This is a genomic window from Amycolatopsis sp. Poz14 (genome assembly GCF_006704225.1).
Classification (GTDB): Bacteria; Actinomycetota; Actinomycetes; order Mycobacteriales; family Pseudonocardiaceae; genus Amycolatopsis; species Amycolatopsis nivea.
The window spans coordinates 3,752,492-3,765,391 of sequence record NZ_JACLHD010000001.1; the positions used below are offsets into that span (position 1 = coordinate 3,752,492).

14 protein-coding genes and 1 riboswitch are annotated in these 12,900 nt (G+C 70.3%); of the genes, 11 read left to right on the forward strand and 3 right to left on the reverse strand.

Annotated elements, in window-relative coordinates; translation table 11 throughout:
• The first annotated feature begins 32 nt into the window (after window positions 1-32).
• The 8 genes from nadD (at window position 33) to FKO37_RS18060 (ending at window position 7,676) form a co-directional block, all read left to right on the forward strand.
• Window positions 33-632 (forward strand): nicotinate-nucleotide adenylyltransferase, encoded by a 600-nt coding sequence (gene nadD, locus FKO37_RS18025; RefSeq protein WP_078870493.1) that lies wholly within the window; start codon window positions 33-35, stop codon window positions 630-632.
• Between the two features lie 45 nt (window positions 633-677).
• Window positions 678-1,085, forward strand: a complete 408-nt coding sequence (gene rsfS, locus FKO37_RS18030; RefSeq protein WP_037362547.1) for a ribosome silencing factor — start codon at window positions 678-680, stop codon at window positions 1,083-1,085.
• A complete protein-coding gene (locus tag FKO37_RS18035) occupies window positions 1,082-1,696 on the forward strand; it encodes a histidine phosphatase family protein (protein ID WP_043837324.1) in 615 nt (204 codons plus the stop codon). Before rsfS ends, FKO37_RS18035 begins: the two co-directional genes overlap by 4 nt.
• Before the next feature lie 4 nt (window positions 1,697-1,700).
• Window positions 1,701-2,429: a diglucosylglycerate octanoyltransferase gene (octT, locus tag FKO37_RS18040; RefSeq protein ID WP_037813716.1), complete on the forward strand. Its 729-nt coding sequence runs from the start codon at window positions 1,701-1,703 to the stop codon at window positions 2,427-2,429.
• Between the two features lie 4 nt (window positions 2,430-2,433).
• Window positions 2,434-3,279, forward strand: a complete 846-nt coding sequence (locus tag FKO37_RS18045; protein ID WP_037813714.1) for a DegV family protein — start codon at window positions 2,434-2,436, stop codon at window positions 3,277-3,279.
• A gap of 449 nt (window positions 3,280-3,728) precedes the next feature.
• Window positions 3,729-4,115 (forward strand): hypothetical protein, encoded by a 387-nt coding sequence (locus FKO37_RS18050; protein ID WP_158714491.1) that lies wholly within the window; start codon window positions 3,729-3,731, stop codon window positions 4,113-4,115.
• Window positions 4,116-4,527: 412 nt separating this feature from the next.
• Window positions 4,528-5,301, forward strand: a complete 774-nt coding sequence (locus FKO37_RS18055) for a ComEA family DNA-binding protein (RefSeq protein WP_308196534.1) — start codon at window positions 4,528-4,530, stop codon at window positions 5,299-5,301.
• Window positions 5,298-7,676 carry a ComEC/Rec2 family competence protein gene (locus tag FKO37_RS18060; RefSeq protein WP_238605165.1) on the forward strand — a complete coding sequence of 793 codons (2,379 nt, stop codon included), beginning with the start codon at window positions 5,298-5,300 and terminating at the stop codon, window positions 7,674-7,676. The genes FKO37_RS18055 and FKO37_RS18060 overlap by 4 nt, the downstream gene beginning before the upstream one ends.
• A 24-nt stretch (window positions 7,677-7,700) precedes the next feature.
• Here FKO37_RS18060 and thrC read toward each other — a convergent pair whose 3' ends face one another.
• Window positions 7,701-8,966 carry a threonine synthase gene (gene thrC, locus FKO37_RS18065; protein ID WP_037813711.1) on the reverse strand — a complete coding sequence of 422 codons (1,266 nt, stop codon included), beginning with the start codon at window positions 8,964-8,966 and terminating at the stop codon, window positions 7,701-7,703.
• A gap of 13 nt (window positions 8,967-8,979) precedes the next feature.
• A riboswitch (SAM riboswitch) is annotated at window positions 8,980-9,113 on the reverse strand.
• A 131-nt stretch (window positions 9,114-9,244) separates the two neighbouring features.
• On the opposite strand from thrC, the gene holA reads away from it, so the two are divergent.
• The gene (gene holA, locus FKO37_RS18070; RefSeq protein WP_037813709.1) at window positions 9,245-10,216 is read left to right on the forward strand and encodes a DNA polymerase III subunit delta; all 972 of its coding nucleotides are present in this window, start codon (window positions 9,245-9,247) and stop codon (window positions 10,214-10,216) included.
• A 100-nt stretch (window positions 10,217-10,316) separates the two neighbouring features.
• Here the strand turns inward: holA and rpsT are convergent, their stop codons facing one another.
• Window positions 10,317-10,577, reverse strand: coding sequence for a 30S ribosomal protein S20 (gene rpsT, locus FKO37_RS18075; protein ID WP_009081037.1), 261 nt, complete (start codon window positions 10,575-10,577; stop codon window positions 10,317-10,319).
• A gap of 392 nt (window positions 10,578-10,969) precedes the next feature.
• Here rpsT and FKO37_RS18080 point away from each other — a divergent pair, with 392 nt between their 5' ends.
• Together FKO37_RS18080 and FKO37_RS18085 are read left to right on the forward strand one after the other, a co-directional pair.
• Window positions 10,970-11,830 carry a DMT family transporter gene (locus FKO37_RS18080; protein WP_238605167.1) on the forward strand — a complete coding sequence of 287 codons (861 nt, stop codon included), beginning with the start codon at window positions 10,970-10,972 and terminating at the stop codon, window positions 11,828-11,830.
• A gap of 22 nt (window positions 11,831-11,852) precedes the next feature.
• Window positions 11,853-12,227, forward strand: coding sequence for a VOC family protein (locus FKO37_RS18085; RefSeq protein ID WP_037813704.1), 375 nt, complete (start codon window positions 11,853-11,855; stop codon window positions 12,225-12,227).
• On the opposite strand, the gene FKO37_RS18090 is transcribed toward FKO37_RS18085, so the two are convergent.
• Window positions 12,224-12,835, reverse strand: coding sequence for a class I SAM-dependent methyltransferase (locus FKO37_RS18090; protein WP_037813703.1), 612 nt, complete (start codon window positions 12,833-12,835; stop codon window positions 12,224-12,226). The genes FKO37_RS18085 and FKO37_RS18090 overlap by 4 nt on opposite strands.
• Window positions 12,836-12,900: the final 65 nt, after the last annotated feature.

The window sequence follows — 12,900 nt, forward strand, 5'->3', positions numbered from 1 at the left end:
CTCGCGTGCCCGCGCGTATAGGCTCACCGGCTATGTCACCACGCCGGATCGGGGTCATGGGCGGCACCTTCGACCCCGTGCACCACGGCCACCTCGTCGCGGCCAGCGAGGTCCAGTCGCGGTTCGCGCTCGACGAGGTCATCTTCGTGCCGACCGGGCAGCCGTGGCAGAAGTCCGGCCGCCGCGTCACGCGCGCCGAGGACCGCTACCTGATGACGGTCATCGCCACCGCGTCCAACCCGGTCTTCTCGGTGAGCCGGGTCGACATCGACCGCGGCGGCCAGACCTACACCGTCGACACGCTGCGGGACCTGCACGAGGAATACCCGGACGACGAGCTGTTCTTCATCACCGGGGCCGACGCGCTCGAGCAGATCCTCACCTGGCACAAGGCCGACGAGCTGTTCGACTTCGCGCATTTCATCGGCGTCACCCGCCCGGGCTACCGGCTCAACTCGCACCACCTGCCGAGCGGCAAGGTGAGCCTGGTCGAGGTCACCGCGATGTCCATCTCGTCCACCGGATGCCGCGAACGCGTCGAGCGCGGCGAGCCGGTCTGGTACCTCGTGCCCGACGGCGTTGTGCGCTACATCGCCAAGAAGGACCTCTACCGCAAGGACGCCGAGGCCTGACCGGGTACCCTCGTCCGGGCGTACCCGAAATCTTGAAGGAGCACTGTGGCAGCGACGTCCGAGGCACGGGACCTGGCGGTGGCGGCCGCGCACGCGGCGGCGGACAAGCTGGCCAGCGACGTGGTCGTCCTGGACGTGTCCGAGCAGCTCGTGATCACCGACGCGTTCGTGATCGCGTCCGCGGCGAACGAGCGGCAGGTCGGCGCGATCGTCGACAACGTCGAGGAGAAGCTCCGCATCGAGGGGCACAAGCCGGTGCGGCGCGAAGGCGCGCGCGAAGGCCGGTGGGTGCTGCTCGACTACGTCGACGTCGTCGTGCACGTCCAGCACGCGGACGAGCGCTCGTTCTACGGCCTCGAGCGGCTGTGGAAGGACTGCCCGCGGATCGAGGTCGAAGGGCTGGCCACGGTCCCCGCCGACGACACCGGCGACGCGGACGGCCCGGAGGCGTGAGCCCGCGGCGGCTGCTGCTCTGGCGGCACGGCGAGACGGACTACAACGCCGCCGGCCGCATGCAGGGACACCTCGATTCGGCGCTGACCCCGGTCGGCTGGAACCAGGCCCGCTTCGCCGTGCCCGCGCTCGCGCGGTTCGCGCCGGAGCTGGTGATCGCGTCCGACCTGCGCCGCGCCACCGACACCGCGACGGTGCTCACCGAGGCGATCGGCGTGCCGCTGCAGATCGACAAGCGGCTGCGCGAGACGCACCTCGGCGAGTGGCAGGGCCTGACCGGGGCCGAGGTCGACGAGGGCTATCCGGGCGACCGCGAGCTGTGGCGCAGCGACGCCGCGTGGGCCCCGCCGGGCGGCGAGTCCCGCGTCGAGGTGGCCGAACGCGCCGCCGAGGTGGTCGACGACCTGATGCAGCCGAACTCCGGCGCCGGGGAATCGGTCCTGCTCGCCTCGCACGGCGGCCTGATCCTCGCGCTGACGGCGAAACTGCTCGGCCTTCCGGTCGAGGTCTGGCCGTCGCTCGGCGGGATCATGAACTGCCACTGGGTCGACCTCGGCCACCGCGAGGGGAAGTGGCGGTTGCACGCGTACAACGCGGGCATCACCGGCTGACCCGATGAGCCCGCAGCTGCTCGTCTTCGGCGATTCACTCTGTTTCCACGGCCCCGAGGGCCCTTGCGCGGCCGACGATCCGCGCCTGTGGCCCAACGTCGCCGCGAACGCGTTGTCCGGGCAAGCCGATCTCGTCGCAGGCATCGGCTGGACCGCACGCGACCTGTGGTGGTCTCTCACCGGCGACCCGCGCGTGTGGGCGGATCTGCGCCGCGTCGACGCTGTCGTGCTCGCTGTCGGCCACATGGACACACTGCCGTCGCCGTTGCCGACGTACTTGCGTCAGGGCCTTCGCTACCTTCGCCCCGACGGCGTGCGTCGCGTTGTACGCGGTGCCTATCTCGCTGCGCAGCCACGGTTGTCTGTCGTGATGCGCGGACGTCCTCGCGTGCTTCCTGCGAGGCTGACCGTGAGCTATCTGGACCAGTCTGTCGAAGCGTTGCGCGCGTTGCGGCCTGAGTTGCCTGTGTTCGGAATGCTGCCGTCAGTGCACCGCGCCGACGCGTACGGACGCGTACACACAGGACGCGCCGAAGCAGCCGCTGCAATCGCTTCGTGGGCCGCGCGCCGCGAAGTGCCGTTGCTCGACACGCCCGGCGTGGTTGGCGAACATGTCTTGAGCGGCGCGGGAAATCCCGACGGCATGCACTGGGGATGGGCCGGACACGAAGCAGTCGGCACCGCGATGGCGAAACTCGTTGCCCCGCACCTCGGCTCCGGCCACGTAGGCTGACGACGTGTCGGTCGCCGTGGTCACGGACTCCACCGCGCACCTGCCCGAAGGCTTCGCCGAGCGGCACTCGGTGCGGGTGGTGCCCCTGCATGTCCTCGTGGAAGGCGTCTGTTCGCTCGACGGCCTCGAGATGGGCCCCGCCGCGCTCGCGGAAGCGCTGGGGGAGCGCAAAATCGTCACGACCTCCCGGCCCACCCCGGCCGAGTTCGCCACCGCGTTTCGGGCCGCGCTCGACGCAGGCGCGGACGCGGTCGTGTCCGTGCACCTGTCGAGCGAGCTGTCCGGCACCTGGGAAGCCGCAGTGCTGGCAGCGGAAGAAGTCGGCTCGGACCGGGTGCGTGTCGTCGATTCCCGCACCACAGCGATGGGTTTGGGATTCGCTGCCCTGCACGCCGCGGACGCCGCCGCTTCCGGAGCCAGCCCGGCGGAAGTCGAAGAGGTCGCGACGAAAGCGGCCGAACGATCGTCGACGTTGTTCGTGGTAGAGACGTTGGAACACCTGCGCCGCGGCGGCCGGATCGGCTCGGCCGCGGCGTTGCTCGGCACCGCGCTCGCGGTGAAACCGGTGCTGCACATGTCCGACGGCCGGATCCTGCCGCTGGAGAAAGTGCGCACGATGAACCGCGCGATCGGGCGATTGGTCGAGTTGTCCGTGCAGGCGGCGGGTACCGGACCGGTCGAGTTGGCAGTGCATCATCTCGCCTCGCCAGAGCGGGCCGTCGAATTGGCGAACCGGCTCGAGGAAGCGATCCCAGGGTGCGCCGGGGGATGCGTGGTGTCGGAGATCGGCGCGGTCATCGGCGCGCACACTGGACCTGGCGTGCTCGGCGTGGTCGTGCAGCGCGCCTAGCTGGTTTCCTGGTTGCCGAATCGCGCGAGCAGGTGCCAGACGCGTTTGAGGTCTTGCTCGTCGTGGCCAGCGGCTTTCCCGAGTATTCGTGGATCGAGACGCCCTTCCTCGGCGAGTTCGGCACCGAGTGCGGTGAACTCCCGCTACGACGGTTCCGCTGGCCCACCAGCCGCCATCGTGGCGACGTGGGCGACCGCGCGTTCCCAAGCCTCCACTCGAATCACGGCCAAGACATCGTGATCGTGCGCTCGAAGGTGAGGTATCCGGCGCGCCGGAACGCGTTCGCCATCGGGACGTTGCCGAGATGTGTCGCCGTTCGGATGCGAGGAACGTCTTGTGCAGCAAGAATTCTGGTGCCCTCGGCGAGAATTTCGCCGAGGTAGCCATTGCCGCGATGCTCGGGCAGCGTGGCGACTCGCCATGCGGTAGGGCGCCAATTCGTCCTCGTAGTGCCGGATTACCGCTGCACGGGCGGACATCCGGGTCAGGTCGTCGCGGCTGTGCGCGTCGAGCGTTCCGTCCAAGCCGCGGATCTCTCGGAAGACCAGGCGGTTTGCGGCGGCGCGACCGGAGTCCGTGGCCGCCACTTGAAGCGCAACCGCTCGGCGAGCAGTCGCGCGCGGGTCTGTTCGAGCGCGCCCATCCGGTCTTCGACCGCGCTTCGGGTCTCGGCTTTTCCTCGCCAGTCAACGGGAATCATCCGGTTGCAGACCGGAGACCGGGTGCTGGCGGACGAGCGCGCCGGACGCGAACGCTTTTCGATCACCGGTGCCGCGCGCCAAACCCGCCAGTATGACCGCGTGCCCCGACAAAATCCGGCGCGGCACCTGCGCTGAAGGCCGAGTTGTCCCCAAGGGGCGGGTTGTCCACAGATCGCGCGGAACCCGCTCGCAGTCGGACCGGCCGACGCCTAGCGTCGATCGTGTGTTCGAGCCCTCCGCCCGAGACCAGGGCACTCCCGTCAACGTCAGGCTCACCTGGCTGGCCGACCAGCTGGCCGCGGTCCCGCACCTCAGCGGACCCGGCAGCGGGCCGGTCCGCCGCTGGCTGCCCCTCGGCCGTGCGGGCCGGTCGGCGCGCAGCCGGGCGAGTGTGTCGGCAACTGCAGACAGCCAGGAGGTGCCCGGCGGGGAACCGGATCCTCGCCTGCCCACAGGCATGGACGGCGCGGCGGTCCACTCAAGGCGGCACTCTCGCGCAGCGGGTCCGGACACTGAGCTGTCTGCAGTTGCGGACAATGCACCGCTATTGGGCGGCCAGCTGGCGGACGGTACGCCGCTCTTGCGGCCCACGGGTCGCAAAGCCCGGTTGTCTGCACTGGCCGACAACCCACCCCCGCCGGAAAGCCCCTTGCCCGGCGGCAAACTGGTCCGCAGTTGGCTGCCAGAACACATCGAAAACCGCCTGTCCCGGCGCTGGCTCCCCGGTTCGACCGGCCTGCCCGGATTTCTGGGCCGCCGGGGAATGATCTTCGCCCTGGCATTGCTGGCAGCCGCCGCCGTCATTGCCGGAGGCCTGGCCATCTTCGGCCGCTCGCCCGCAGCCGAGATCGCCCCGCCGCTCCCGACTGCCCGTGCGCAGGTGCCGCACGCGTCGAAGACCAACGAGAGCCTGGTAATCAGCGTAGTCGGCCATGTGCGCTCTCCAGGCCTGGTCACCGTGCCGTCGGGTTCCCGCGTCGCCGACGCCCTCCGCGCGGCCGGGGGTGCCAACCCGGGCGTCGACCTGACCACGCTGAACCTCGCCCGCAGACTCACCGACGGCGAGCAGCTGGCGGTCGGCGTCCCAGCCGCGCAAGCGGCACCGGTCGGTTCAGGAGCCGCAGCCAGCAAGATCGACCTGAACTCCGCGACCGCCGAACAACTCGACAGCCTCCCAGGCGTCGGCGAGGTCACCGCCCGGCGCATCACCGACTGGCGCACGCAGCACGGCGGATTCTCGAGTGTGGAACAACTTCGCGACGTCGACGGCATTGGCGAGAGCAAGTTCCAAAAAATCCGCGAGCAGGTGACCGTCGGATGAAGCTGGAAACCGAGGAAACGGCCCGGCGCGACCACGATTTCCGTCTCGTCCCCGCTGCTGTCGCCGGATGGGTGGCCACCCTCGCCGGACTGCAACTCGGCTGGTGGATCGCGACAGCGATCGGTGCCGTAGCGGTGATCGGCGCGGCAGTGCTTCTAGTGCGCGGCCGTGCCAGATACCTCGGTGCCGGGGGAGCGCTGCTGCTGGTCGGACTCATTGCCGCAGTGCCAACCGCTCTGCGGATCCACGACGCATCATCCGACCCGTTGGGAGCCGCTGCCGCACATGGCGTCACAGCGACGCTGCGGGTCGAGATCAGCGAGCGCCCGCGGCCGATCCACCAAGCCGGATACGCCGACCAACAGGCGGGAACCCGGTCAGTGGCGATCCCGGCCCGAGTCGCAACGGCCACAGTGGACGGTCTGCCAGTCGAATCGACCGGCCGGGTTCTGTTGCTGGCACCGGTCGCGGAATGGAATCGTCTGCTGCCCGGCCAGGAGGTGACGACATCCGGTCGTCTCCTGCCCGCACGCGGCGGCGAACTAACCGCAGCAGTCCTCTCCGTGCGGGCCGCGCCAGCAGATATCGGTCCGGCACCGTGGTGGCAGCAAGCCGCCGCAGCTCTGCGGAACAGCTTGCATTCGCTGTGCGCGATCCTGCCGGAGGAACCCGCGGGCCTCCTGCCCGGACTGGTGCTAGGCGACACGAGCGCGTTGCCGCAACGGGTCGAAGGTGAGTTCAAAGCCTCCGGACTCACCCACTTGATGGCAGTGAGCGGTGGCAACCTTGTAATCATCGGCGGAGCCGTACTGCTGCTGTGCCGGTTGGTCCGAGCAGGTCCGAGATTTTCCGCAACAGCGGCTGGAGCCTGCCTAGTGGGATTTCTCGTCCTGGTGGGTCCTGAACCGAGTGTGGTGCGGGCTGGCGTAATGGGCGGCATCGGCCTGCTCGCGCTGGCCCTGGGACGGCGTGGTTCAGCGTTGCCCGCATTGGCCTTCGCCGTTTGTGTACTGGTGGCGTGGGATCCGACGATGGCGGGCAATTTCGGTTTCGCTCTTTCGGTTCTCGCCACGGCAGGGCTGGTGCTGCTCGCGCCGCGCTGGGCAGATTCGTTGGTGCGGCGGGGAGTCCCGCCCGGTTACGCCGAAGGGCTAGCCGTGCCGCTAGCCGCGTTCGTGGTCACCGCTCCCGTCATCGCCGGAATGGCGGGCACGGTCAGCCTGGTTTCGGTCGTGACCAATGTTCTTGCGGCACCAGTGGTCGCGCCGGTCACCGTGCTGGGAGTGCTGGCAACGGTCGTCGGCCCGTGGTGGCCAGGTGCGGGGCATCTGCTGATCCATCTAGCGGATCCGGAAGCCCGATGGCTGATCACCGTCGCCCGGCATGGCGCGAGAGCGCCGGGCGCGGCGCTCTCGTGGCCCGGAGGCTGGTGGGGAGGATTGTGCGTGGCGGTCCTGCTGGTCGCAATCGTGGTGGCGGCGCGGTTTCGCCGGCTGCGGCTGCTAGTGGCGATCGGACTGGTCGTCGTGCTGCTGACAGTCGTGCCGGCCAAAGTCTTGGTGCCTGGCTGGCCGCCGGACGGCTGGGCGATGGTGGAATGCGATGTCGGACAAGGAGATGCGGTCGTCCTGGCCACGGCCGAGCCTGGTCGCGCCGTGGTCGTCGACACCGGGCCGGAGCCAGGGCCGGTCGATGAATGCCTGCGGAGGCTGGGCGTCGAACGGGTGCCGTTGCTTGTGCTGAGTCACCTGCACGCGGACCACATCGGCGGTCTCGCCTCGGTATTCGACGGACGGGCGGTCGGGGCGATCGCGGTAGGGCCAGGGCGTGCGCCCGCGTGGGCGTGGCAGTCGGTCTCCGGCGAAGCGCGGCGTCGCGGCGTGCCACTGGTGCAGTTGAGCGACGGGCAGCGGCTGGAGTGGCCGGGGCTGTCGCTTGAGGTGATCGGTCCGCGCTACGCCACTACCCGTGCACCGGCGTTGCAGGACGGCACGATGATCAACAACAGTTCGGTCGTCCTGCGCGCCGACACCGCGGCTGGCCGGGTTCTGCTGACCGGAGACGTCGAGCTGGCGGCGCAGGCGGATCTGCTTGCCGAGGGCGTCGACCTGCGGGCAGACGTCCTGAAGGTGCCGCATCACGGGTCGAGGTATTCGCTGCCGCAGTTTCTCGCGGCGGTGCGGCCGCGCACGGCGCTGATCAGTGTCGGCGCGGGCAACGGATACGGACATCCGAGCAAGTCCACAGTGGACGTTCTCGGAACGATGGGAGTGCTGGTCACCCGGACCGATATCGACGGGGACACCGCCGTTCTGCCCGGAGGAAGCGGACCGGCGGTGGTGCGCCGGGGCGAGCCGCGGGGTCCGCCGCGGTAGTGCGGCGGACCCCGGGCCGGTGCGTCAGTAGCCGAGTGCCTTGGCGACGGCCGCGGCGGACGGCGGCACGGTGGCCTTCGGGCCGATGTGGTTCTCGACCGCGTCGAGGGTCTTGAGGCCGTCGCCGGTGATGAGGAGGACGGTTTCCGCGTCCGGGTCGAGCTTGCCGGTTTCGACGAGCTTCTTCGCGGTCGCCACGGTGACGCCGCCCGCGGTCTCGGTGAAGATGCCTTCGGTGCGCGCGAGCAGCCGAATGCCTTCGACGACCTCTTCGTCGGTGACGTCCTCGATCGCGCCGCCGGTGCGGTTGACCACGTCGAGCACGTACGGGCCGTCGGCCGGGTTGCCGATCGCGAGCGAACGGGCGATGGTGTCCGGCTTCACCGGCTGGACCACGTCGTGGCCGTTGCGGTACGCGGTGGAGACCGGCGAGCAGCCCGTGGCCTGCGCGCCGAACACCTTGTACGGGCTGGCGTCCACGAGACCGAGCTGGCCCAGCTCGCGGAAACCCTTGTCCACCTTGGTGAGCTGGGAACCGGAGGCGATCGGCACGACGATCTGCTCGGGGATGCGCCAGCCGAGCTGCTCGGCGACCTCGTAGGCGAGCGTCTTCGAGCCCTCGGAGTAGTACGGGCGGACGTTGACGTTCACGAACGCCCACTTCGGGTGCTCGCCGGCCAGTTCGGTGGCGAGCCGGTTCACGTCGTCGTAGTTGCCGTCGACGGCGATCAGGTCGCCGTCGTAGACCGCGGTGGTGAGGATCTTCGCGCGTTCGAGGTTCTTCGGGATCAGCACGACCGACCGCCAGCCGGCGCGGGCCGCCGCGGCGGCGGTCGCGTTGGCCAGGTTGCCGGTCGAGGGACACGCCAGGACCTCGAAACCGAACTCGCGGGCGGCCGCGAGCGCGACGGCGACCACGCGGTCCTTGAACGAGTGCGTGGGGTTGCCGGTGTCGTCCTTGACCCACACGCGCTTGAGGCCGAGCTCCTTCGCGAGCCGGTCGGCGCGCACGAGCCGGGTGCAGCCGGGTTCGGTGTTCGGGGTCTCCTCGACGGTCGAGGGGACGGGAAGGAGTTTCTTGTAACGCCAGATGTTGCGCGGGCCCGCCTCGATGTCCTCGCGGCGGACGCGGCCGAAGTCGTAGGCGACCTCGAGCGGCGAGAAGTCTTCGACGGAGACGAATTCCGGAGCGAGCGGCTGCCGGTGCCCTTCTTCCTTCGACACCAGTTCGACGGCCGGACCGAGGTCGATCGTCTTGTTGGCGGAGGTGGCGCTGAGGGCTGCAGTCATCGCGAGGTTCCTTTCCTCATCTGCCCCGCCGAAGCGGGCCGGAATTGGCACCGTGGTCGTCAGCTACCCCGCGATCGCGGGATGACAGGCTGTACGCCGGTTGCCGGGGCTTCGTCGGGCCGTTCCCTCTGCCCCTCTGGATGAGCGGTATTCGGTTGTCGGAGCGCCGGTGGGCGCGTCCTCGGCTACACCGTACGACATCCCGATCAGCTCGTGCCACGGAGGCGGCCCACATCACCGGAGCGGGCGGCCCGGCGGCCGGGTGAGAAGATGGCCGGGTGACCACCGCACCCGCGCCGCTGCACCTCGTCACGGGCGAGGAAGAACTGCTCATCGAACGGGCTGTGCGAGCGTCCCTCGACGCGGCCAAGGCCGCGGACCCGACGGCCGACCTCACGCGCATGCGGGTGTCCGATCTCACACCGCCTGTGCTGGCCGAGCTGGTGAGCCCGTCGCTGTTCGCCGAGGGGCGCGTGATCGTGCTGGAGTCGGCGCAGGACATCTCGCAGGAGCTGTCCGACGCGGTCCTCGCGTACGTGAAGGCGCCTGCCGACGGCATCGTCCTCGTGGTCGTGCACAGCGGCGGCGGGCGGAGCAAAGCCGCCAAAGCGCTGCCGGGCGCGTTGAAAAAGGCGGGCGCGGAAATCACCGAATGCCCGAAGCTCACCAAACCGGCCGAGCGCGAGGCGTTCGTCCGCAACGAGGTGCGCCGCGCGGGCGGCAAGATCGACGCCGCGGGCCTGATGGCGCTGCTCGACTCGGTCGGCTCGGACCTGCGCGAACTGTCCTCGGCGGCGACGCAGCTGGTCGCCGACACCGGGGGAGTCGTCGACGAGCGGGCGGTCCGCCGCTACCACACCGGACGCGCCGACGTGACCGGCTTCGCGGTGGCCGAGAAGGCCGTCGCGGGCGACCGGGCCGCCGCGATGGAGTCCCTGCAGTGGGCGATGCAACTGGGCGTCCCGCACGTCCTGATCGCCGACGCGCTGGCCGACGCGGTCCGCACGATCGCTCGCGTGTCCGCGGCCGGGCGCGGCAACCCGAACCAGATGGCGGGCGAGCTCGGCATGCCGCCGTGGAAGATCCGCAAGGCGCAAGGGCAGTCCCGGGGCTGGGGCCAGGACGGCCTGGCGACCGCGATGCGCGTCGTGGCGCGGCTGAACGCCGAGGTCAAGGGCGCGGCGGCCGACGCGAACTACGCGCTGCAGCGCGCGGTCCTCGACGTGGTCGCGGCCAAGGGCGACCGCTGACGTCCCGGCGCCGGGAACGCCTTGAGGAGAGCCGAGCCGGTCCCCAGGACACGGAAAGGCCCGGCAGCCGAAGCCGCCGGGCCTTCCGGAAAGACTGCGCTCAGAGCTGGTTCGCGCGCTTCGCGAGAGCCGACTTCTTGTTCGCGGCCTGGTTGGCGTGGATGACGCCCTTGGTGACGGCCTTGTCGAGCTTGCGAGCGGCGTCGCGCTGCAGTTCGAGGGCCTTGTCCTTGTCACCGGCTTCGGCGGCCTCGCGGAACTTGCGGATCGCGGTCTTCACCGAGGACCGGATCGCCAGGTTGCGCTGCCGCGCCTTCTCGTTCGTCGTGATGCGCTTGACCTGCGACTTGATGTTGGCCATGGAGGCGTTCCTCTTTCACTCGGTGAAGGTCGTTGCCGCGTTCGTGTGGCTCCGGATCAGTCCCGAGGGACTGCCGGGTTTCCTCCCTGACGGAATGCCGCACGGCAACAGTCGAAAATCTTAACAGCCCTGTTCGCGGCGTTGCCGACGGCCCCGGAGCAGGCAAACGCTCGGCATCGCGGCCCCGTCTCGGTTACGGTGGGGTCCGGTAGTGCCTAGGGTTCCGTCGCCTGCCCGTGGTCCCGCAGAGCGGGTCGCGAAGACAACGAGGGCGGGCGGGCCTGGTCCGAGCGGCACCTTCGGCGGGAGACAGAGCCCCGCCGTTCATCTGACGGGACAAAAGCCTGGAGGACCCGGTCTTCAGCGTGCGCTGAAAACCTGAAGGGGTCCGGATGAACACCACAGCCCTCGCCATGGTCCTCGTCGCCGCGGTCGTGCACGCCGTGTGGAACCTTGCCGCCAAACGGGTTTCCGGCGGTCCGCGGTTCGTCTGGCTGTACTACACGGTTTCCGCGGCGGCGATGCTCCCGGTGATCGCGGTCGCGCTGGCCGTCGAACCGGAACGTCCACAGTGGACCTGGCTGCTCGCCGCCGCGGGCACCGCGGTCCTGCACGTGGCGTACGGGATCGTGCTGCAGCGCGGATACGAGGTCGGCGACCTGTCCATCGTCTACCCGCTGGCTCGCGGGACCGGGCCGCTGGTGTCGGTGCTCGTGGCCGTCACGGTCCTGGGCGAACGGCCGGGCGTGCTCGGGCTGATCGGGGCCTTCCTCGTCGTCGCGGGCGTCCTGGTGATCAGCCTCGGCGGCGGCACCGGCAACGCCCGGGCCCGCCGCGCGGGGGTGTTCTACGGCGTCGCGACCGGCGTGGTCATCGCCGCTTACACGCTCTGGGACGCGCACTCGGTCACGTCGCTCGGCGTGCCTCCGCTCGTCTACTTCGGCGGCGGCGCGATCGGCCAGAGCATCCTGCTCTCGCCGACCGCGGCGCGCGGCCGGTCGGAGATCAAGCGGCTGTGGCGCGACCACCGGCGCGAGGTGCTGATCGTCGGGCTCGCCTCGCCGGCCAGCTACCTGCTGGTCCTGTACGCCCTGCGGATCGCGCCGGTCAGCCTGGTCGCGCCGGCGCGCGAGTTGTCGATCGTCTTCGGCGGAGTCGCCGCCTGGCTCGTGCTCCGCGAGCGCAACGCGGTCCGCCGCCTCGCCGGATCGCTGGTCGTGCTGGCCGGGATCGCTGCGATTGCGGTCGCCTGAGCCGCTCGGGTAGGCAGGAACCATGGACGTACTGAGCAGCCGGGTGCTGATCCACCCCCGCGACCACGAGGTGTCCACCGCGTTCTACCGCGACGCCCTCGGCCTCGCGATCGAGCGCGAGTTCCCCGGCGGCACGCGGTTTTTCGCCGGCGGCGGGTCGATCGAGGTCGTCGGCACGGGCGAGGAGGGGCCCGGCCCGGACGTCAATCTGTTCCTGCAGGTCCGCGATCTCCCCGCGACGCTGGCCGAACTGGCCGGACGCGGGGTCGAACCGGTGCGCGAGGCCCGGCGCGAGCCGTGGGGCACCGACGAGGCGTGGATCGCCGACCCGGACGGGCTGCGGATCGTGCTCGTCGAGGTCCCGGAGGACCATCCGTTGCGCCGCGACAAGCGCTAGCCCGGTTTCACGGCCCGGAGCTGGGCGGCGAGCGCGGCGAATCCGGGCGGGTCCCAGGTCCAGGTCTGCAGGTCGGTGAACCCCGCAGCGGCGGCTTCGTCGGCCAGTTCGTGCCGCGTCACCGGAAGCCACTTCTCGTGCGCCGAAAGCAGCAGCCGTCCGCCCGGCCGGAGCACGCGGAACAGCTCGGCGAAGGCCGCCGGGCGGTCCTCCCAGAACTGGACGTTGTTCACGGTCAGCACGACGTCGGCGGACGCGTCCGCGCAGCCGGTCCGGGCCGCGCTGCCCGCGCGCACCTCGGCGCGGTCGCCGCAGCGGTCCGTGCAGAGGTCGCGCATTTGCGGCGAGGGTTCGACGCCGATCACCTCGCCGGCGAGTTTGCTCGCCGCGTCGAGGCCGACCCCGGGCCCGGGGCCGACGACGAGAACGGTCTCGTCGGGTTCTAGGCGCGCCAGGTCGACGATGCGGTGTTCGGTCGTGGCGTTGCCGATCGCCATCAGCTTGCCGCCGAGCCTGCCCAGCAGCCCGCTGGGATGGCCGAAAGCCCGGTCGAGCGCGGCGTCGAGGACGCCGGGGCCGGGCGGCGAGGGGGAGGGTGAAGTGCTCATGCTTCGAGGTCATCACGAGACGGGCGGGGCCGCATCGGGGATGACCCCCACCCGCACCCGGAGGT

What these genes read in the sequence shown, in the direction of transcription:
- thrC (WP_037813711.1), bottom strand. Translation starts at nt 8,966, where the DNA reads ATGACTGCAGCCCTCAGCGCCACCTCCGCCAACAAGACGATCGACCTC.
- FKO37_RS18085 (WP_037813704.1), top strand. Translation starts at nt 11,853, where the DNA reads ATGGACGTACTGAGCAGCCGGGTGCTGATCCACCCCCGCGACCACGAG.
- nadD (WP_078870493.1), top strand. Translation starts at nt 33, where the DNA reads ATGTCACCACGCCGGATCGGGGTCATGGGCGGCACCTTCGACCCCGTG.
- FKO37_RS18080 (WP_238605167.1), top strand. Translation starts at nt 10,970, where the DNA reads ATGAACACCACAGCCCTCGCCATGGTCCTCGTCGCCGCGGTCGTGCAC.
- octT (WP_037813716.1), top strand. Translation starts at nt 1,701, where the DNA reads ATGAGCCCGCAGCTGCTCGTCTTCGGCGATTCACTCTGTTTCCACGGC.
- FKO37_RS18090 (WP_037813703.1), bottom strand. Translation starts at nt 12,835, where the DNA reads ATGAGCACTTCACCCTCCCCCTCGCCGCCCGGCCCCGGCGTCCTCGAC.
- rpsT (WP_009081037.1), bottom strand. Translation starts at nt 10,577, where the DNA reads ATGGCCAACATCAAGTCGCAGGTCAAGCGCATCACGACGAACGAGAAG.
- FKO37_RS18060 (WP_238605165.1), top strand. Translation starts at nt 5,298, where the DNA reads ATGAAGCTGGAAACCGAGGAAACGGCCCGGCGCGACCACGATTTCCGT.